We start from the raw sequence: 18,810 nt of genomic DNA on the forward strand, positions 1-18,810 counted from the left end.
ACGTGCTTAATTGCGGACAGTCAGGGCTATCAATGAGAATAATTAACTTTTTAAAAAACGATAATGCCCAGGTAAATATAGATTATATAGCAGGGATAGGAATATTTCTCCTGTCAGTTTTTTTTGTTTTCCAGTTCATTAATAGTATATTTACTCCCTTTCAATCAAGCTCCGATCAGGTTACGCTTGCTGCGGACAGGGCAGGAACCGTACTTGTCGAACGTATGCTTCATGCAGATAAATCAAGTGAATTAAATGTTATAGACCAGGGTAAATTATATTATTTAAATGATACGAGATTAAATTATTCAAACATGGCTAACTATAATGCCGCACTTCTGGAAATTGGTTTATCCAGCAGTGAATCTGCGTTTAATATGAATATGACAGTTGCAAACCTTACTGATCCGAACAGACCGATGAACCAGAGCGGCCCTGCTCTTCCAAAAGCAACTGATATCGGGCAAATTAAACGTATAGTATTGATCATAAATTCCTCTACTGGTTATAATGAAGCAGCTATTCTTTCCGTGAGGGTGTGGTAATCGTGTTCGATGAAAAAGGCCAGATGCATACAATGGAAGGAGTGGCAGCAGCCACAATAATGCTTCTTGTTATCGTATATGCAATAGATGCTACTTCGATGACACCCCTTACTTCTTCAACAGCCAACGTGCATGTGGAAACCGAACTTCAGGTGCTCGGCCAGGATATTTTAGGGGCGCTTGATTATGCTGAACCCGGATATAATTCAAATCTAACGAATGATATACTGAGATGGAATGGCAAAGAATACATCTGGGATGGAACAAATTATATGGAAAAGGGGAATGCTTCGTACTCTCAAAATAATCTTACAAATAATCTAACGAACAATCTTAAATATACCCTTATAAAGCAGGGCATCGCGCATAGTGTGGAACTGACTTTTCTTAGAAACGATGGGACTTTTTTAGTAACCCAGAAAATGATTTACAATGGGAATCCTTCAGACAATGCCGTGATAGTTTCAAGGAAAATCGCAATACATAACAGTGATAATCCAAATGCGACTAATATTCAATTAACGGATATCGATCCCTCAACCAACCTTTATAATATTGTGGATGTCAAACTTATTTTATGGAGGATGTGATGGGAATAATAGAAAACGAGCGCGCCCAGTTTATGCTTCTTGCGGGTTTTATCATTGCGATTGGTCTTGTTATTGCCACGGTTATGCTCAATAATATCATATTTGAGAGCAATATGGCCGGGGAAGCAGGAGGAGATCCCATAAAATATGATCTGGTGAACCTCATGCGTATAAGTGGGGATGAAATAAAAAGCGCATACAGGAATGTAACAGCACCAGGGCAAAATCCTGCTCTGAAGTTTAGCAATTTCACTAAACAAATGCAAAATTTCAATGAAAACTTATCAATAATCTATGCGCTGCATGGCGAATGTGTGAACTTGAGCTGGGATATAAGCAACTGGAACACCACTCGCTACGCGAATTTCACAGAGAACGGGACTGCAAATGGCGCAAGGAACTGGACTGTAATTGAAAATGTAAAAGATTCAAATATAACAGTGAATGTAACAACAATATCTCCTCCTTTTAATATAAGTATTAATAGTTCAACAAAATCATGGCAAATAAACTTCACCGCTCCTCAAAATATTACTATTAATAGTGCTCAAATCATTGCAAATGTAAGCGTCACTCCATATACAATATCATTTATAAATGGCGCAAATGTATCTGGCAGATTCAATATCACAGGTAATACAAGCAATAATAAATCCTTTATTCGTGCTCGCGATTACATCTTGAACGCCACAATACTTTTTTCCACCAGCGATACACGCGCCAATATCACTATTCCTGTATCTGTACCGTGGTGATAATATGAAAATAAAGAAATTATTAACAAATGAGGATGCAGTATCCGTCACAATTGGCTTTATTCTTATGTTTTCAATTACAGTGCTGGTTTTTTCCGGGATCATTCTTTCTTTTTATACACTCTTAGATCAATCCAGAGAAACAGCAATGAGGGCAAGTTTTGATATCCTGGGAAGCGGATTTGCAGCGAGGGTAACTTCCATGGATACCCTGGCAAATATAACAGGATCATACGAGGGTACTGTAAACGAGCTCGAATACGATTTTTCAATTCCTGCATCCATTGCAGGTGAGAGCTATAGTATCAATGTAACCCGCGAAAAGATATTCCTGGATGCTGAAAATGATGCAAAGGCCTGGATACCATTTAATTCTTCAGATATTATAAATGAAGAGATATACAGCAATGCCCAGGACTATACACTGTGGTACGATAACAACAATAATACTATTAAAATAAAACAATGAATAACATAAAATTTCTTTCCTCGGAAGATGCAGTCTCTGAAGTAGTTGACTTTGTGACAATCCTCGGTTTACTGGTGCTATCCATTGGGCTCATAGGAATGGCAGGATATCCGATCGTGAAAAATGCCCAGGAAGCAAACCATATAGAAAATACAAAACAGAGTTTTATTGTACTTGCAAATAACGTCAATAAAGTAGCGATGGGGCAGGCGCCTTCTCAGAATGTAGAGTTGAAAATGTACGGCGGGTCGCTAAGCGTTACGGGAAATAGTTCCATCAATATTACAGCAATAAACTCGACGAACCAAAACGTCACTCTGGTAGACAGGCAGATGCGAAGTATTGAAAGTGTTGTGGGGGAAACTATCATCGCTTATGAAGGAACGGGTGTATGGGCCAGGTATCCCAACGGCAATACAATAATAGTTTCAAAACCGCTCATTTCCAATCAGAGCAAAATGCTTGTTATTCCTGTTGTGGCAATAGGCGGTACTTCGTCTATAGGCGGCAGCGGTATGAGCAGGGTTACAGCTAAAGGTATACCAAATATAGATTTTTATAAAAATATGAGAAATATCAGTGTAAGGATAAATAGCACTTATTCAAATGGTTGGGAGAATTATTTCATTAATGTTAAGGGCTGGAGTCCCTGTGATCCGGATGAATGCACTGCAAAACTTGAAATGGAAAATATTGATGTGTATATAATAAATATCCAGCTGGATACGGAGGTAGAATGAAGCTTTTTAGTTCTGAAAGAGCGGAAGCAGAAGTTATAGGCCACGTAATTATCCTATCCATTACTATTCTTGGAATAAGCATGATAACCCTGTTCGGCGTACCTGCGATTTACAACTTAGAAGATATGGCAAATTCCAAGAATGTGGAACAGGCATTTACTGTCCTGGACTCTCGTGCGAGCAGGGTAACATTGGGTGATTCACCGCTTCAGATAACAAATTTTGAACTTGGAGGAGGCACACTGACAGTCGAGCCGAACAGCTCCAAGAATCCGGGTTATATTTTTGTAAATAGCAGTGATTTTAATTTCACAATTCCGATGGGAAAGATAAAATATACTCTTGGCGACAGGATAGTGTCTTATGAGGGCGGCGGTGTATGGGCGCAATATGCAGGAGGAGGCACAGTTATGCTTTCTCCTCCAGAATTCCATTATAATGGCTGGACATTAACACTTCCTGTAATTAATGTAAGCGGCAATGCGTCTGTCGCTGGAAAAGGAACTACTGTGGTTTCTATCAAGAAAATGGAAGCCATGATAAAGTATCCAAATGCAAGCGCAGGAAGGATGAATCCGGTAAATGGCACTAATAATGGAATAGTAAATGTCAATATCACAAGCGATTATTATAAATCATGGGCTGATTATGCGAGAACCTTAAGTTATACAAATGTTTCAGTTAATGATAAGAATAAGACAGCTATTATTGTTCTTGAAGTTTTATCGCCGATGGGGACTTTTTCCTTACCCGCAGGTCAGATCACAATCAGGAATATTAACACAAGCAATCCGACCCCAATAAATAATTTTTCAGTTAATCTTTTCGATAGCCAGATGAATAAACTTAATAATCTGGATTGGGAGATTGAAGCAAGAAATGGTACTACAGAACTGGAATTGGAAGTAGAAAAAGATGGGAATGATTTAATTATCAAAATCGAATTCGATTCACCCGGTGGGGAGGAAGAATGGGAAGGATGCCTGTTGTGCGGGGGAGTTAGTAATTGGCCAAACTCTATAAATGTTGATTTCCTTAATCAAAGCATGAATCTTACGACAGATGATACTTTAAATACGTGGCCGGGCTCAGGAAATAGTCGTAGTGTTTATGATATTTTCCAGCATTATCTCAGTTTGATGGGATCTGATGTCACTTTTAACACAGATGAAAACAAAAAAGTAGATTATTCAAAATCGCAGTTAACACTTGACTATGATCCCGGCCCTGGCGCTCTCACTTTCCTGCACGTCACGGAGAACAGGGCTGATGTGGGGATAAGTTAGTTAAAAATATATCTGTTGCCAAAAAAATTAATTCGCCTCGGAGAATTCCGAGTCGAATTTACCGCTGTTGATTGCCGCTATTGCTTCCTTGGGTTTTAATCCTTCAAAGGTTATACCAAGGGGAACGCATGAACCAACGACTTCTTTTACTGTATTTTTCAATGATTTTGCAAGAGTGTCGCTCTTTTTCATTTTGGCTATCTTGACAGCCTGTTTGGCCGTTATATTTCCAACGGTCACGGTATTCGGTGTTCCTGAGCCCTTTTCTACTCCAGCCTCTTTTATTATGAGTGCTGATGTCGGGGGTGTTCCCACCGTTATTGTGAATTGTTTCTTATCATCAATAATTACTTTGACCGGGACCTGCATTCCCTTAAAAGCTGCTGTCTGTTCATTTATTTTTTCTATTATTGCCTTTACATTTACGCCAAGCGGGCCAAGTGATGGGCCCAATGGCGGACCTGCGGACGCTGAACCGCCGGAAACCAATGCTTCTACAACGCTCACCATGTTAATATCTCCTGTTAATATTATTTCTCTTCTTCTTCTCGTTTCAATATTCGAACATTATCACCGCGAACTGTTACGGGGATGGGGACCATCGCCTCGAACAATTCAACTGTAATCTCTTCATGAGTTGAATCAATCCTTTTTACTCTTGCTTTTTCTCCCTTGAATGGACCTGATATCAGTTCCACTATGCTTCCTTCTGTAATTCCGGTAACTGAAAGTTTGGGCGTGAGGAAATGGGATATTTCATCGAAATTTGACTGGCCTTTAATCATTGCCCTGGCGTGGGGAACATTCTGAATGACCTCATCCACTGCTTCAGGACTTTCCGCTTCGACAAGAACATAGCCTTTCAGTTCATCAGGGGCAAGCACTGCATATATGCCCAGATGCTCTTTCTTGGTAACTTTCTCTATCAAATTCGCTACCGTCCTTTCCTGGTTCGCTGTTGTCTTGATGACATATATGGCGGCAGCTTCATCGTTCATTTAAGCCATCCCGGCATTACCGTTACTAATATATAAATGATAAAACCTATGAATCCTACTAAAAGTATACCTGCACCGGCTACTTTTGCAATCACTGAAAATTCTTCTCTTGATGGTTTCCTTGTGAGCTTGAGCACCCTGACGTATTCGCTTAATCTCAAAGGAACATTTCCTATTTCTTTATCTTCGAACAATATTTTTCACATCCATGTTTTTAATGATTGCATGATTATTATAAAAGCTACCCTAAAATAATAGCAGTCTATAATTATACTCAACATAAAAATAGTTTTTGGTATAAATTTATTCACATTTTTATATTATTTTTTTTTTTCAAAAACTGGATGAAACTTCTCATCTGTGTCTTAATTTTGCTGGTGCCAATAGAAACATATACAGGATATAATGACAAAAGATACAGTCTATACAAAAACCATAATTATTGATTAAACATGTGCACCAATAATATCATCTAAAATTCTTGTATAATCTATTTTTTTTCCTCCACTTATAATTATTGTATACAAGTCTTTAAAAGATATTGACTCGTGCGCTTCAAATTCATTAGAGGAGAAGGTTATACAATTATCCCCCGTTAGAAGACAATGCTCTATATCTCTTACGTCATTAAATTGTGGATAACAACTTAGAGCAATAACGCCATCTTCTCTCTTGAGAATTCCCCATACATATTTATTGTCGTATCTGAAAAAGTGTTCTCTTCCATGTATTAATATATCAGTTATTTTATGTTTATTTATAATCATGGATTTTATAGTTAATATATTTTTAATCATATTTCTCACTATGTACTGTATATTTTTCTTGTAATTTTTCTATTAGTCATATTTAACTCAGATGTTATAAAATTATTGCTGGCAGTATAACTACATGCTTATCTATATGTTTTGATAGGAGATTAGTTCGCATGTTTATTTTATTATTGTATATTTTATCAAGATTTTAAACTATTACTGATTATATATTTAAATTTTTAACCTAATTACTTATAATATCATCTAAAATTTTTGTAGAATCCAATTCTTTTTTTTCTTCAACGATAAATTTATACAAGTCTTTAAAGGATATTAACTCACACTCTTCAAATTTATCAGAGGAGAAGGTTATACAATTATTCCCCGTTAGAAGACAATGTTTTATATCTTTTACGTCATTAAATTGTCGATAATAACTTAGAGCAATAACGCCATCTTCTCTCTTGAGAATTCCACATATATATTTGTTGTCATATTTAAAAAAATGTTCTCTTCCACGTATTAATATATCAGTTATTTTATGTTTATTCTGTTGATTTATGGGGTTATTGATTTGTTTTTCCAATTCCTTGAAATGCTTTATAATTCTATCAAGATAAATCTCATTTTTATTGGCAAATCCTATAAGAAGTTTTAATAATTCTTCATTATTTGTTTTGATATTTTCAAATTCCCTAATTGCATAATGAAAAAATACCTCTGGTTCTTTCTTTGCCGCTTCCTTTATATTTTCTTTAAATTTCTCAGAAAATTTCATATACAATCGTAAAGCAATTTCGGGTGATACGCCATTATCAATTACTATCTTTAGGAAAGTAGCCTTTTCGATTATATTTATATTGTTAAAAATTTCTTTTTGATTTCTATCTATTTCCCGTAATTCATACCAACCATCGTGTTTTTCCCGTGTTATTTCATCGATAGTTTGGTCTAATGCAGACCTGATGGGGTCTTTTTTTAATATCTTCTTAGCAACATCGTATAAAGCATTAGTAATTAATCCCTCAGATAATCCTATCATAATCTCTGGGTAGATAGATTGACTACTGTATATATTGTTTGCTTTATGCCTATCTGGTAGGAATCTTCCAATCTGGATTTTTGGGATTTGAAGGTTTGTCTTTCAAGTATATTGATATTTAGATACAAATAACCAGATGATTTAAATAGAACTTACTGCGCAAGGTCACCGGGCACCAACCCTAAGTAAAGGGAGAACATTCTTTGAAATTCGTAAGTTCTTCTGGCAGTAATTTGCATACCATTGGTCTTAATTTACTGTACCATTCATAAGAAACTAAAACAAGAGTTAAAGGCGTCAGCACTTCCAATACCCCGGAAGATGCATCGAACTGTTTGATCCCCTCTGATAGATCGGAAAAAATGAAAAATATGCCAAATAAAAGATATAAACAATTTTTTCTTAAGAAAGGTCCTGTTATTATTGACTGTACCAATTTTTTATCGATTTCTTTCCATAAGAAAAATATTTGAATTGAAAGGAAAATAAAAAATAAATACAAAGTATATGTTAAAGAATCAATAATTTTATAAATCATAATTTCATTGGAATTATGCATATTTTCCTATCCTCTTAATGCAACCCATATTATGATTATGATGATTATAAACTTTGTGGTGTCACTTAATTAAATCCTTTAGATATTCGATGATATCGATCGTGACATCCACCCCGCACGCCTCGAATATACCTTTGCCAGAAGGCGTTCCATTGATCTCAATAACATAAGGTTTATCGCCTTCGATAATATCCACGCCAGCGTAAGTCGTTCCGATAACTTCCGAGGCTTTCAAGCTCAATTTTTCCTGTTCGCCTGTCAATATGCAGGGTTTTGCGCTACCTCCCTGGCTCAGGTTATTGATCCAGCTTCCTTCTGGTGCTATCCTGTAAATCGAGCCCATTACTTTATTATTCACAACAAATACCCTGATGTCCCTTCCTGGATTGGGAATAAATTCCTGTATATACACAAGGCCGTTTTTTTCAAGCAGTACTTTGAGTTTCTGCCTTCCCATTTCATTGTTTTTTACGCATTCTACGCCAATTCCTTTATATCCGAACACAGGCTTCACCACAGCGCGCCCAAAAGATGCCAATGCGTCAAGCGCTTCCTCCCGGGAATTTGTCACCAGGGTAACGGGTGTATTGATCCCATTATTTCGGAACATATAACTTGAAACATATTTATTGGCAGACCTTGCAATTGAATCCGGCGAATTGATGACCGCTATACCAAGGTCTTCCAGCTGGCAGAGGATATCGAACCTGAAAGAAACATCATTTCTTGTTGAAGGTCCAAGGTCTCTTACAATAATAGCATCAAGAGTTGTAAGATCGATCTCCCCTGAGTATAACTTACCTGATGGGATGTTTGAAGTCGCTTCATTGAAGCTAAAAGCCAGTGCTTCCATTCCGCATTGCATAACGGAATTATGGAGTGCAATTCCAGTCCAGTCTGCCGGGTCTGTTACTGAAATACCTATCTTTTTCATTTTGTCATCCCGTAAATTCGTTTATTCTTGAAATACCGGCTTCAAGGTGCGGGATTTCGCATATCATACAAAAAAGAAAATTAATTGTTCTTTCAGCGTTATCTATTATCACGCCATCACTTGATGCTACAATATCATGGGAGCACTTTAAATCATGATCCGCATGTCTTGAAGTACGAGCATCGCCAATTAAACCTGCCTGATCGATTTTTTCCCGGAGCAATCCTGCCAGTAAACCACTTTTACTGATTTGTGAATCAAAGAGAAAACATACTTGTGAAGGGCCTTTCTCTTTTAAGAATGATAATATCAATTCGATGGCATGATGTGTATTCCCTGAAGTATTGAAATTCCTGGATATGCCCTTTATGTCCCTGATAACCCTATCATCGCAAAGAATTGCTTTTTTCTCAAGGATACTTTCCATTCCGATAATGATGTTATACCCGTCAATTATGACCTTATTTCCCCGTATTTTATCACATGGCAGGAATTTCAGGCGCCTTTTTTCACAAATCGACCTTGCGATAACTGCCCTTGAAAGAATATGCCTTGAATCAGAATCCATCCTGTAGTGATCGCATACAAATCCCACAGCGCTTTTTTGGGGAAATCCCCTGTTAAGAAGATATCTAATGTCAATAGCTGCATCCTCAATACTCATGGGTTCACCCTGAACCGCAAAAGTGCGGCTATACCTCCCAGTGCTTCAAGCTTCTTTCCGGGCTCAAACTCTGTGCTAAATACTACAATTCTTCCCTGTGAATGCTCAACTTCTTTTAAGAATTCATCGATTGATTTGCCTTCACGTTCTGTACGAAGCAATTCATCAGTAATCAAAAGAGTATGGATGGCTCCAAGGTTCTGTGCGTTCCTGACATCTGCCATTCCATAGGATACTTTCCCGTTTATGGATATCTCTTTCATCAATTCTTCAATAAGTTTTGCTTCCCTTCCGATCCTTGATTCTTCCATTATCCTGTCAACTGCGCCCCTTCGAAGCACCTCCTGGAATCCGGATATACCGATTGAAGTTGTATCTTCAAGAACCGCTTTTTTTGCGAGTTCAGGTTCCCTTGTTCTTATGAACTCAAGAAAATCCTCTTTTGTAAATCCCGGTCCTGCAAGTATGACAGCATCTACTTTCTCTGCCGCCCATTTTAACTGCGAAGCCAGTTCCCCGAAGAATTCATTACGTGTATTGCCCTCGCCTTTTCCAAGTGATTGCCGAAGCGATGATGATTCTTCAACGCCGAACTGTCTTACCATTCCTATGGATGCCTCTCCTTCTTCTATTGTTGCGATAATCACTTTTGGGCGCATGGATGCGATTTGCGCTTCTTTTATTCTTTCGAGCTGGTCGCTTTTCCACGTTTTGATTATGGATATATCAGTTCCCTCTTCGATGTTTATAGTGTGGTATGCGCCGGTATCAATTCCATCAACTATAGTGCCATGAACACGCAGGCGGTTTGCGAACTTATGGAATTCCACTTTCTCGACACATATCCCGAGCCGCATCGTTTTCTTATCAGCTTTTTCAGGTCTCAGTTTATCCGTAGCTCCCTCAATACGTCTTTTCGTAACTGCAAAAACAATGTCCTGGGGCTCAAGTATGTATTTTAAATGCCACATGTCATCTAATGATTCCACCATGAGCGAGATCTCACCATCATTTCCCCGCAGGTCTTTTTTTAACAGTTTCATCCAATCACCATAGTTTCCGGCCAATATAAAATAACGCAATTATAAAAATAATTCCGGTTATCCAGATCATAAATTCAGGAATGGGCTGTTCCGGGGGTGGGACGCTGTAGTTAGCCTGTTCCGGGGTCTTAACAGGTGTTATTCCAATGATTTTTGGCGCGGGCATATCAGGATCAGTGTATTGGTACACAGGAAAAAAAGAAACAAGATTAGTATCTTTTGAACCCGAATATATATTATCCACTCGCAGGGATAATATTGTCCTGTTCGTCTTATTGTATGTGAAGTAGTCTTTAATGTGTATAATTTCACTCTTCACGACCGTGTCGTTTGATTCTAATTCAAGCCAGATGGAATCCTCATTGCTCACGCTTTTTAATTTTACTACATACCCCTGGGGAAGGCCATATGAATCTCCCGTAGAAAGATAGAAATCAGTTCCATTCAGGATAGTATCATTTGCTGCTGACCCTGAAAGTGCAAGAATAATTAAAGATACCGCCAAAGCCAATACATTTTTTCCCATTTGTTTTCATTGACTTTATACACATGCTTATATATTTGCTTTACATCTCACACAAAACAAAATATGGTTATTTCAGTCAGGGTATGCTCAGGAAGGACAGCTTTTGAGGTGAGCACCAATATTAAGATCGATCTGGCCAGGGCAAGTTGCGTTCTTGATCCGAAGATTTCAACAAAACATATATTATTGTTGACATATGAGGGAGTGGACGTCTCAATGTATCCAAGCGGCAGGATGCTTATAAAAGCAAAAACAAGGGAAGAATCAATTGATATTGCGCGCAAGCTCTTAACATACCTGGGTTATGTTGAAATTTGAATTATACCACATTTTGTATCATATTTGTTACCAAAAACTATTAATTATGACAAAACAGAATAATCAATTACCATATATCATGAATGTGTGTGAATATGGTGCACGCTATGATGAGCTAGTATGAAATCGGCAGAAAAGCCATATTGGAAATAGAAAGAGAATTTCCAAGTTTCCCGGGCGTAAAGGTCCTGTGGCCATACATGGTCTAAAAGGAAGTGGCTCGACTGGGATTTCACCCGATGGGGGTGCAATGAGAAAGCGTATGGAGCGCAATTTGCGGCAAGCAATCACAAATGTTCGTGTTGCAAGGGTGCTGCAGGCCCTGCGGAAATCATCCGGGGGTCAGCTCATCAACCCACTCATTATTTAATGTCATTTCCCTATTATTTTACAAGGCCGAATTCCATATTACTAATGATATTATTTTTGTCTTTAAACTGATATTCTCGCTGGCTTCGATTTCCTCTTCGAATAAGTATATTCTCGCGGGACATCCTTGCAAGATATGTTGATACCGTGCTGAGGCCGATTTTTCCGTAAACCGACTCGTATTGTTTTTTTACGTCAAGAGATGTGAACCATACCCTTGGGTATTCAAATCTTAAGAACATTTCCAATCTTTCTTTTAATGTCAATGTTTTTGATTCACTTATGTTGTTCATAATCGAGGTCCGGGGTGGAATTTCATTTCTTGTTTTTGAAGCAGCAAGAATGAATTTCATAGCTGATAATACCGGGAATTCACCTTCGAATTCGGCATCTGCCTTTGTTCCGTCATCTTTGACAATATGCACTTGCACTTCAACTTCATCAGCCTCGATTGAATTAAGGTAAGCAACTGCAAGGTCAATGCATTCAGGACCTTTATAATTTATGCTGCAAGCGTTTGTTCCTTCGATTTCAAGCCTTATTTTCATAAACCTCAAAAAATTGGAGGACTGCCCGCCCCATCGAGACAGACAGTTTTACATCCGGATTTCCCCTCCGATGTTTCCTTCGTTTTAAATAGTGTTCGTTTTGTGAACGACTTTGTAAATAGATGTAATTATTGGTATATATACTTTTCAATTGAAATAAAGGTAAATGGATATATATGTTAAATATAACAAAATTAAAGGGTATTTTAAATAAATATGGATTATTATGCATTTTTTTATCAATTTGAATAACAATATTGTTTAATATTATTTAATATTTGATTTAAACCTTCAATTATGTTTAAATTATTTTTCCAGTGGAAACAAAGGGGTACGTATTATTTTAGCTTAACACACCTCTTCACAAATTTTTTTGAAAAATATTGTTTAATAATGTCTATATTCATACAGAAAAACTGGACAATCTATTTTAATAATAACACTAAATTAAGACAGGTGAACCGGCATGGCTGAAAACACAATAGAATCTTTACAGGATGAAAAACGTATCTTTTATCCGCCTTCTGAATTTAGCAAAAAAGCATATATAAAAAGTTTTGATGAATATAAAGAAATTTATAAACAATCGATCAGCGACCCCGCATCATTCTGGGCAGAGAAAGCACAGCAGCTTGACTGGTTCAAGAAGTGGGAAAAGGCCAATTTCTGGGATCCTGAAAAAGCCATTTGCCGCTGGTTCGAGGGTGGAAAGCTGAATGCATCATATAATTGTCTTGACAGGCACCTATCCCAACATAGGGACAGGATCGCTATACGCTGGGAGGGTGATGGCGGTGAAACACAACTATTCACATATGAACAATTATATACGGAAGTCTGCAAATTCGCGAACGTGCTGAAGAACAAAGGTGCAAAAAAAGGGGATAGAATAGCGATTTACCTCCCCATGATCCCCCAGCTTGTGATCTCAATGCTGGCATGCGCAAGGATCGGAGCCATTCACAACGTTGTATTTGCAGGTTTTAGCGCTGATTCATTAGTAGATCGCATTCATGATAGTTCATGTTCATTTGTAATCACGGCTGATGCTGGTTTAAGGGGAGGGAAAATCGTCCCGCTCAAGGAAAGTGTCGACCGGGCGATAAGCGGCAATGAAAAAAATTCTGTGAACACAGTTATTGTTTACGATCGCACAGGCACAAAAGTGAATATGAAGCAGGGGAGAGACTTCTGGTGGAATGAGGAGGTTAAGAACGCAAGCACTGAATGCAAACCGGAAGTGATGGATGCTGAAGATCCGCTATTTATTCTTTACACAAGCGGAAGCACCGGCAAGCCAAAAGGTGTGCTTCATACCACTGGCGGATATTTATTGTATGCTATGCAGACTTTCAAATGGATATTTGATTACAGGGATGAGGATTTATTCTGGTGCACTGCTGACATAGGATGGATAACAGGTCACAGTTACATTGTGTATGGGCCGCTTGCAAGCGGCGCAACAAGCCTGATGTTTGAAGGTGTTCCGAATTATCCAGAGCCTGACAGGTTCTGGGAACTTATTGAGAAATATAAGGTGACGATTTTCTACACAGCTCCGACAGCTATCAGGGCTCTGGAGCGAAGCGGGGATGAATGGCCAAAAGGACGAGACCTCTCAAGCCTTCGGCTTCTTGGAACCGTGGGAGAGCCAATAAATCCCGAGGCATGGATGTGGTATTATAACGTGATCGGGAACAGGCGCTGTCCCATAGTGGATACATGGTGGCAGACTGAGACCGGGGGAATACTGATAACACCACTTCCGGGAGCTACACCTCTCAAACCCGGTTCTGCGACATTTCCTTTTCCAGGAATTGAGCCTATGGTCGTGAAAGCGGATGGAACTGAAGCGGGCATTAATGAAGGCGGGCAGCTTGTGATAAAGAAGCCCTGGCCCGGGATGATGAGAACTGTTTTCGGCAGCCATGAGCGCTTTATCGAGAAGTATTTTGCCCAGTTCCCGGGAGTGTACCAGACCGGGGACAGCGCACGAAAGGACGAGGATGGATATTTCTGGATCATGGGAAGGATCGACGACGTGATAAAGGTTTCAGGGCACAGGCTGGGAACTGCGGAGATAGAGAGTTCACTTGTGTCCCACAATGCAGTTGCTGAAGCCGCTGTTGTGGGTTATCCGCATGATATTAAAGGAGAAGCCATCTACGCCTTTGTCACACTTAAAGAAGGAGTGACAAAGAACTCTGACCTGAAAGCCGATCTTGTCACCCATGTCAGGAATTCTATTGGTCCAATCGCAAAGCCTGAGAAGCTGCAATTTGCAGATGCGCTTCCCAAGACGCGCTCTGGAAAGATAATGAGACGCATATTGAGGAAGATCGCATCTGGCGATGTCCATGACCTGGGGGATATCACTACGCTTGCTGATCCGTCTGTTGTGGAAGTGCTTGTGGAGGAGAGGGAGTGAATTGAAAAAACATAAAGCATTTATGTATGCAATGCATACATTACATACATGACAGAAATAAGCATTTCTGCAAGGATTCCTGAAGAAATATTCTCTGAACTTGAGAAATTTATGAAAGAGGAATCACTTGAAAAATCAGCTTCTATCAGGAAACTGCTTTCGGATGGGCTACAGAAATGGAAAGTAGAGAAGGCTTTGAGGTTCCTTGAGGACGGAAAAGTGACCTTCCTTAAGGCGGCGGAAATGTCTGGAATGACAGTATGGGATTTTGCTGATGCCGTGAGGGAAAAAGGAATAGTATGGATAAAATCCCAAAAATTCATACAACAGGATATGGATGATGCGCTGCGATGAAACCACTGGTATTTGACGCCACGCCTTTGATATATCTGGGGAAGATAAAAATTTTAGATAAAGTGGCGCATTTCCCTGAAGATAAATATATCACTAAATCCATTTTCAGGGAAGTGGTGGAAAGAGGCAAAGAAATCGGAGAACCGGAAGCCTTCATGATTGAAAAAATTATCGAGGCTGGTATAATAAAAATAAAGAACCCTCACAATAAAAAATACATACATCACCTTACAGACAATCCAAAAATCCATCCGGGTGATGTGGATACACTTGCTCTCGCTTCTGAATTGGATGGAATCGCGTTATTGGATGACGAAGAAGCAAGAGGAATGGCACAGATGGAAGGAATAGGGCATCATGGAACTATCTATTTGCTCCTTCGTATGATGAAAATGAAGCTTATAACCAGAAAAAAGACGCTGGAAAGCCTGAATGAGATGATACATCACGGTTGGAGATGTTCGACAGAATTGTATGCTGAGATTTTGATGGCGATGAAATAGAAGGCGATTTTGAAGGGAAAAGTGAGTAAAGATCAAATGAGTCCAAATGTTAACGGAAACCGAAGGAGTATGAAATGATGATAATTGGTGAAGAAATTGTGAAATGTATAGAAAGTAATGAAGAAGAAATCCGAAACCTCTACCTCAATTACGCCAGCCTTATTACAGATAAATTAGAAGAAACCTTACAGAATGCCCTCATTTCAGTCCTCCTCTTTGGCAGCGCTGCAAGAGGGGAAGCGGAAGAGGGCAGCGACATCGATATTCTGATAGTTACTGAAAAATTCGGAAGCGAAGGGCGGTTTGAGGTTTTTAATGCGATTGAGAAAGACCTGAAAGCTTCTGAGGAGTACCAGGAACTAAAAGATAATAAACTCGGTACACTTATCAGCCCTGTTCCACTTACACCTTCTGAAGTTAAAAACAATCCTTCCATCCTTCTGGATATGGTTACAGATGGAATAATCCTTTATGATGTAGATGATTTCATAGAAAATAAAATGAAAAACTTGAGAAAAAAACTCAAAAAAATGGGGTCTAAAAAGATATTTCTTGATAACAAAAGATATTTCTGGGATCTTAAACCGGATTATAAAATGGGAGAGGTTGTGGTAATATGAGGACTGATGAGCTTGCGCTGGATTATATCGACCGCGCTGAACTTACGCTTGAAGAAGCAAGGAATGCATTTGAAAAAGAAGTTTATTAAGGAAGGAAAAAAAGCCTAAAACCGATAATTCTATTAATCATGCAATTAATCAAAGCGGAACATGGAACTTCCGAAAGAATACGATTATAACACTATTGAAGAAAAATGGCTGGATACATGGCAGGATTCCATGTACTATTTTGACTGGGACTCGACAAAACCCCGGTTCATAATCGACACACCGCCTCCTTATCCAACCGGGAATTTCCATATCGGCAATGCTCTTAACTGGTGTTATATCGATTTTGTTGCCCGCTACAAAAGAATGCGCGGTTTTAATGTGATGTTCCCCGAAGGCTGGGACTGCCACGGTCTTCCCACTGAAGTAAAAGTCGAAGAAAAACACGGCATCACTAAAAGCCAGGTTTCAAGGGAAGAATTCAGGCGCATGTGTGTGGAACTGACCGAAACTAATATCGGGCGCATGAGGAAGAGCCTGCGGCGTCTCGGGTTTTCCATAGACTGGAGCAACGAATATATAACGATGGAGCCTGCTTATTTCGGAAAAACCCAGCGATCCTTTGTTCAGATGTACAAAAGCGGCATGATATACCAGCAGAACCATCCTGTGAACTGGTGTCCGCGCTGTGAAACTGCCATTGCTTTTGCTGAAGTCGAATACGATTCCCGGACCACGCTCCTGAATTATCTTAATTTTGATAAGCTGAAAATAGCAACAACACGGCCTGAACTCCTGGCTGCATGCGTTGCCGTTGCTGTTAATCCTGATGATGAAAGGTACCGGGAATTTGTGAACACAGAAGTAAAAGTGCCTGTTTTCGGACATAATGTAATAGTTATTTCTGATAAGAGCGTCGATCCCTCGTTTGGTACAGGCGTTGTCATGATATGCACTTTCGGTGACAAGCAGGACGTTAGGTGGTGGGTCGAACATAAGCTTCCGCTTCGAAAAGCGATCGACAAAACGGGAAAGATGACTGAACTTGCCGGGAAATATGCTGGAATGAGCACATCGGAATGCAAGAAAGCCATAATTGAAGACATGGAAAAGGGCGGGATATTATACAAACAGGAAGAACTTCCACAGAATGTGGGGTTGTGCTGGCGCTGCAAGACAGCGATAGAAATACTGTCCGAAAGGCAGTGGTTCGTGAAAATAATACATGATGATATCCTGAATACCGCAAACGAGGTCACCTGGATTCCCGATTACATGAAAGTCAGGCTTGAGAACTGGACAGGTACAATGGAATGGGACTGGTGCATATCAAGACAGAGGATTTTTGCAACTCCGATACCGGCATGGTATTGTTCCAGATGCGGGAAGACAAAAGTAGCAAAAGAGGAATGGCTGCCTCTTGACCCTACACAGGCGCAACCTCCTGAAGCCTGTGAATGCGGGTCAAAGGAATTTAAGGGAGAAGTGGATGTCCTTGATACATGGATGGATTCCTCAATTTCTGCCCTTCATGTATCCGGCTGGCTCAGCGACCATCCGCTCCTTCTGCCTGCACAGCTTCGCCCGCAGGGGTATGATATTATCCGTACATGGTCTTTTTATACAATATTAAGGGCTAAAGCGCTGCTTAATAAAAGGCCATGGGATACTATCCTGCTAAATGGCATGGTGCTGGGTGAAGACGGCCACAAGATGAGTAAATCCCGCAATAACTTCGTTATACCTGAAGAAGTTATCAAGAAGCATGGCGCAGATGCCTTCAGGCAGTGGGCAGCTATTGGCGGAACGACGGGTTCGGACATTATTTTCTCATGGAAAGATGTTGTAGCAGGCTCGCGCTTTTTGCAGAAACTATGGAGCATCGTGAGGTTCTCATTACCGCATATTTCAGAAAAGCCTGCAAACCTTACGCCTATAGACCTGTGGCTTCTTAGCAAATTGAACAGGCTTGTTAAAGAAACCACGGAAAAGATGGATGCATACCAGTTCGATGAGACTTTTAAAGCAATAAGAGGATTTGCATGGGATGTGCTTGCTGATAATTATATTGAGCTTGCAAAATCAAGGCTTTATGGAGAAGGGGAGGGAAAACAGGCTGCTCAGTATACGCTTCATGTTGCAATTGAGACCATTTCACGGCTTCTTGCACCATTTTTGCCTTATTTTTCCGAAGAGATTTATTCACACATAAAAAAGGAAAGTGTGCATCTATCGCCGTGGCCAATAGTTTTTGAAGAGCTTATCGATCCCGATGCTGAAGCAAGAGGTGAATTGATAAAAGAGATGACTTCTGCGATAAGGCGTTATAAAGCAGAACATGGTATGCCATTAAATGCCCCGCTTAAAGAAATTGAGATATATTCCAGCATACCTGATGCATCTGATATCGCCGGCGCTGCCAATTCCGCGATAAAACTCAAACAAGGAACTCCGGATTTCGAGCTTGTGCCAAAGGCGATAAAACCGAATATGAAGGTCCTTGGCAAAGCCTACAGGAACAGGGCAAAATCAATTGCAGAAGCGCTTGTAAATGCTGACATGAATCTTGCAGGGTCTGGAAATATTACACTACAGGTAGATGGTGAGGAAATAACTCTTGATGCATCATATTTTACTCTTGAAAAAGAAAGGCTTTTGAAGGGGAAAGCAGTGGACGTCCTTGAAGTTGGAACTTCTACGATCGTAGTTATACGTTAATAATTATGCGTTATCAGAAAAGTTTATAGTCAGCAGATGCCCTATTACCACTAGGGTG

At 39.5% G+C, this 18,810-nt stretch carries 23 protein-coding genes; 12 read left to right on the plus strand and 11 right to left on the minus strand.

What is annotated here, in order from left to right:
• Window positions 1-32: 32 nt before the first annotated feature.
• From CL181_RS18790 to CL181_RS18815, 6 genes are read left to right on the plus strand one after another with little or no spacing between them, the layout of a single operon-like run.
• A complete protein-coding gene (locus tag CL181_RS18790; RefSeq protein WP_097300858.1) occupies window positions 33-545 on the plus strand; it encodes a hypothetical protein in 513 nt (170 codons plus the stop codon).
• A 2-nt stretch (window positions 546-547) separates the two neighbouring features.
• On the plus strand, window positions 548-1,135 hold the full coding sequence (locus tag CL181_RS18795) for a hypothetical protein (protein ID WP_255251638.1): 588 nt from the start codon (window positions 548-550) through the stop codon (window positions 1,133-1,135).
• Window positions 1,135-1,890 (plus strand): hypothetical protein, encoded by a 756-nt coding sequence (locus tag CL181_RS18800; RefSeq protein ID WP_097300859.1) that lies wholly within the window; start codon window positions 1,135-1,137, stop codon window positions 1,888-1,890. Before CL181_RS18795 ends, CL181_RS18800 begins: the two co-directional genes overlap by 1 nt.
• Before the next feature lie 4 nt (window positions 1,891-1,894).
• Window positions 1,895-2,359 (plus strand): hypothetical protein, encoded by a 465-nt coding sequence (locus CL181_RS18805; RefSeq protein WP_097300860.1) that lies wholly within the window; start codon window positions 1,895-1,897, stop codon window positions 2,357-2,359.
• The gene (locus CL181_RS18810) at window positions 2,356-3,099 is read left to right on the plus strand and encodes a hypothetical protein (protein ID WP_097300861.1); all 744 of its coding nucleotides are present in this window, start codon (window positions 2,356-2,358) and stop codon (window positions 3,097-3,099) included. Before CL181_RS18805 ends, CL181_RS18810 begins: the two co-directional genes overlap by 4 nt.
• Window positions 3,096-4,385, plus strand: a complete 1,290-nt coding sequence (locus tag CL181_RS18815) for a hypothetical protein (RefSeq protein WP_097300862.1) — start codon at window positions 3,096-3,098, stop codon at window positions 4,383-4,385. Before CL181_RS18810 ends, CL181_RS18815 begins: the two co-directional genes overlap by 4 nt.
• Window positions 4,386-4,412: 27 nt before the next feature.
• On the opposite strand, the gene CL181_RS18820 is transcribed toward CL181_RS18815, so the two are convergent.
• The 10 genes from CL181_RS18820 to CL181_RS18865 all read right to left on the minus strand — a co-directional run bounded on the left by CL181_RS18820 (window position 4,413) and on the right by CL181_RS18865 (window position 10,906).
• Entirely contained in the window at window positions 4,413-4,895 is a 483-nt protein-coding gene (locus tag CL181_RS18820; RefSeq protein ID WP_097300863.1) for a 50S ribosomal protein L11, read from the minus strand.
• Window positions 4,896-4,915: 20 nt separating this feature from the next.
• Complete coding sequence (locus CL181_RS18825; protein ID WP_097300864.1) at window positions 4,916-5,383, minus strand: transcription elongation factor Spt5; 468 nt, start codon at window positions 5,381-5,383, stop codon at window positions 4,916-4,918.
• Window positions 5,380-5,577: a protein translocase SEC61 complex subunit gamma gene (locus tag CL181_RS18830; RefSeq protein WP_255251639.1), complete on the minus strand. Its 198-nt coding sequence runs from the start codon at window positions 5,575-5,577 to the stop codon at window positions 5,380-5,382. The genes CL181_RS18825 and CL181_RS18830 overlap by 4 nt, the downstream gene beginning before the upstream one ends.
• Window positions 5,578-5,829: 252 nt before the next feature.
• On the minus strand, window positions 5,830-6,180 hold the full coding sequence (locus CL181_RS18835; protein WP_097300866.1) for a hypothetical protein: 351 nt from the start codon (window positions 6,178-6,180) through the stop codon (window positions 5,830-5,832).
• Window positions 6,181-6,382: 202 nt separating this feature from the next.
• Window positions 6,383-7,180, minus strand: a complete 798-nt coding sequence (locus CL181_RS18840) for a hypothetical protein (protein WP_097300867.1) — start codon at window positions 7,178-7,180, stop codon at window positions 6,383-6,385.
• Between the two features lie 181 nt (window positions 7,181-7,361).
• Window positions 7,362-7,616: a hypothetical protein gene (locus CL181_RS18845; RefSeq protein WP_141398974.1), complete on the minus strand. Its 255-nt coding sequence runs from the start codon at window positions 7,614-7,616 to the stop codon at window positions 7,362-7,364.
• A gap of 184 nt (window positions 7,617-7,800) precedes the next feature.
• Complete coding sequence (locus tag CL181_RS18850; protein WP_097300869.1) at window positions 7,801-8,673, minus strand: RimK family alpha-L-glutamate ligase; 873 nt, start codon at window positions 8,671-8,673, stop codon at window positions 7,801-7,803.
• Window positions 8,674-8,677: 4 nt separating this feature from the next.
• Complete coding sequence (locus CL181_RS18855) at window positions 8,678-9,337, minus strand: DUF434 domain-containing protein (protein ID WP_097300870.1); 660 nt, start codon at window positions 9,335-9,337, stop codon at window positions 8,678-8,680.
• Complete coding sequence (locus tag CL181_RS18860) at window positions 9,334-10,380, minus strand: mRNA surveillance protein pelota (RefSeq protein WP_097300871.1); 1,047 nt, start codon at window positions 10,378-10,380, stop codon at window positions 9,334-9,336. The genes CL181_RS18855 and CL181_RS18860 overlap by 4 nt, the downstream gene beginning before the upstream one ends.
• A 4-nt stretch (window positions 10,381-10,384) precedes the next feature.
• Window positions 10,385-10,906 carry an S-layer protein domain-containing protein gene (locus tag CL181_RS18865; RefSeq protein ID WP_097300872.1) on the minus strand — a complete coding sequence of 174 codons (522 nt, stop codon included), beginning with the start codon at window positions 10,904-10,906 and terminating at the stop codon, window positions 10,385-10,387.
• 63 nt (window positions 10,907-10,969) lie between these two features.
• Here CL181_RS18865 and CL181_RS18870 point away from each other — a divergent pair, with 63 nt between their 5' ends.
• Complete coding sequence (locus tag CL181_RS18870; RefSeq protein ID WP_097300873.1) at window positions 10,970-11,224, plus strand: hypothetical protein; 255 nt, start codon at window positions 10,970-10,972, stop codon at window positions 11,222-11,224.
• A gap of 383 nt (window positions 11,225-11,607) precedes the next feature.
• Here the strand turns inward: CL181_RS18870 and CL181_RS18875 are convergent, their stop codons facing one another.
• Entirely contained in the window at window positions 11,608-12,141 is a 534-nt protein-coding gene (locus tag CL181_RS18875; protein ID WP_097300874.1) for a hypothetical protein, read from the minus strand.
• A gap of 466 nt (window positions 12,142-12,607) precedes the next feature.
• Here CL181_RS18875 and acs point away from each other — a divergent pair, with 466 nt between their 5' ends.
• The 5 genes from acs (at window position 12,608) to CL181_RS18900 (ending at window position 18,752) form a co-directional block, all read left to right on the plus strand.
• On the plus strand, window positions 12,608-14,569 hold the full coding sequence (acs, locus tag CL181_RS18880; protein ID WP_097300875.1) for an acetate--CoA ligase: 1,962 nt from the start codon (window positions 12,608-12,610) through the stop codon (window positions 14,567-14,569).
• Between the two features lie 48 nt (window positions 14,570-14,617).
• A complete protein-coding gene (locus tag CL181_RS18885; protein WP_097300876.1) occupies window positions 14,618-14,923 on the plus strand; it encodes a UPF0175 family protein in 306 nt (101 codons plus the stop codon).
• A complete protein-coding gene (locus CL181_RS18890) occupies window positions 14,920-15,426 on the plus strand; it encodes a DUF3368 domain-containing protein (RefSeq protein ID WP_097300877.1) in 507 nt (168 codons plus the stop codon). The genes CL181_RS18885 and CL181_RS18890 overlap by 4 nt, the downstream gene beginning before the upstream one ends.
• Window positions 15,427-15,500: 74 nt before the next feature.
• Window positions 15,501-16,046, plus strand: coding sequence for a nucleotidyltransferase domain-containing protein (locus CL181_RS18895; RefSeq protein ID WP_097300878.1), 546 nt, complete (start codon window positions 15,501-15,503; stop codon window positions 16,044-16,046).
• 150 nt (window positions 16,047-16,196) lie between these two features.
• Complete coding sequence (locus CL181_RS18900) at window positions 16,197-18,752, plus strand: valine--tRNA ligase (RefSeq protein WP_097300879.1); 2,556 nt, start codon at window positions 16,197-16,199, stop codon at window positions 18,750-18,752.
• Window positions 18,753-18,810 lie beyond the last annotated feature (58 nt).

This window comes from Candidatus Methanoperedens sp. BLZ2 (assembly GCF_002487355.1).
Lineage (GTDB): Archaea > Halobacteriota > Methanosarcinia > Methanosarcinales > Methanoperedenaceae > Methanoperedens.

Excerpts from the sequence above, each read along its gene's own strand:
- CL181_RS18840 (WP_097300867.1), bottom strand. The coding sequence starts at position 7,180 with ATGATAGGATTATCTGAGGGATTAATTACTAATGCTTTATACGATGTT.
- CL181_RS18870 (WP_097300873.1), top strand. The coding sequence starts at position 10,970 with ATGGTTATTTCAGTCAGGGTATGCTCAGGAAGGACAGCTTTTGAGGTG.
- CL181_RS18895 (WP_097300878.1), top strand. The coding sequence starts at position 15,501 with ATGATGATAATTGGTGAAGAAATTGTGAAATGTATAGAAAGTAATGAA.
- CL181_RS18825 (WP_097300864.1), bottom strand. The coding sequence starts at position 5,383 with ATGAACGATGAAGCTGCCGCCATATATGTCATCAAGACAACAGCGAAC.
- CL181_RS18800 (WP_097300859.1), top strand. The coding sequence starts at position 1,135 with ATGGGAATAATAGAAAACGAGCGCGCCCAGTTTATGCTTCTTGCGGGT.
- acs (WP_097300875.1), top strand. The coding sequence starts at position 12,608 with ATGGCTGAAAACACAATAGAATCTTTACAGGATGAAAAACGTATCTTT.
- CL181_RS18860 (WP_097300871.1), bottom strand. The coding sequence starts at position 10,380 with ATGAAACTGTTAAAAAAAGACCTGCGGGGAAATGATGGTGAGATCTCG.
- CL181_RS18865 (WP_097300872.1), bottom strand. The coding sequence starts at position 10,906 with ATGGGAAAAAATGTATTGGCTTTGGCGGTATCTTTAATTATTCTTGCA.
- CL181_RS18885 (WP_097300876.1), top strand. The coding sequence starts at position 14,618 with ATGACAGAAATAAGCATTTCTGCAAGGATTCCTGAAGAAATATTCTCT.
- CL181_RS18875 (WP_097300874.1), bottom strand. The coding sequence starts at position 12,141 with ATGAAAATAAGGCTTGAAATCGAAGGAACAAACGCTTGCAGCATAAAT.
- CL181_RS18835 (WP_097300866.1), bottom strand. The coding sequence starts at position 6,180 with ATGATTAAAAATATATTAACTATAAAATCCATGATTATAAATAAACAT.
- CL181_RS18790 (WP_097300858.1), top strand. The coding sequence starts at position 33 with ATGAGAATAATTAACTTTTTAAAAAACGATAATGCCCAGGTAAATATA.
- CL181_RS18815 (WP_097300862.1), top strand. The coding sequence starts at position 3,096 with ATGAAGCTTTTTAGTTCTGAAAGAGCGGAAGCAGAAGTTATAGGCCAC.
- CL181_RS18805 (WP_097300860.1), top strand. The coding sequence starts at position 1,895 with ATGAAAATAAAGAAATTATTAACAAATGAGGATGCAGTATCCGTCACA.
- CL181_RS18900 (WP_097300879.1), top strand. The coding sequence starts at position 16,197 with ATGGAACTTCCGAAAGAATACGATTATAACACTATTGAAGAAAAATGG.
- CL181_RS18850 (WP_097300869.1), bottom strand. The coding sequence starts at position 8,673 with ATGAAAAAGATAGGTATTTCAGTAACAGACCCGGCAGACTGGACTGGA.
- CL181_RS18855 (WP_097300870.1), bottom strand. The coding sequence starts at position 9,337 with ATGAGTATTGAGGATGCAGCTATTGACATTAGATATCTTCTTAACAGG.
- CL181_RS18820 (WP_097300863.1), bottom strand. The coding sequence starts at position 4,895 with ATGGTGAGCGTTGTAGAAGCATTGGTTTCCGGCGGTTCAGCGTCCGCA.
- CL181_RS18810 (WP_097300861.1), top strand. The coding sequence starts at position 2,356 with ATGAATAACATAAAATTTCTTTCCTCGGAAGATGCAGTCTCTGAAGTA.
- CL181_RS18890 (WP_097300877.1), top strand. The coding sequence starts at position 14,920 with ATGAAACCACTGGTATTTGACGCCACGCCTTTGATATATCTGGGGAAG.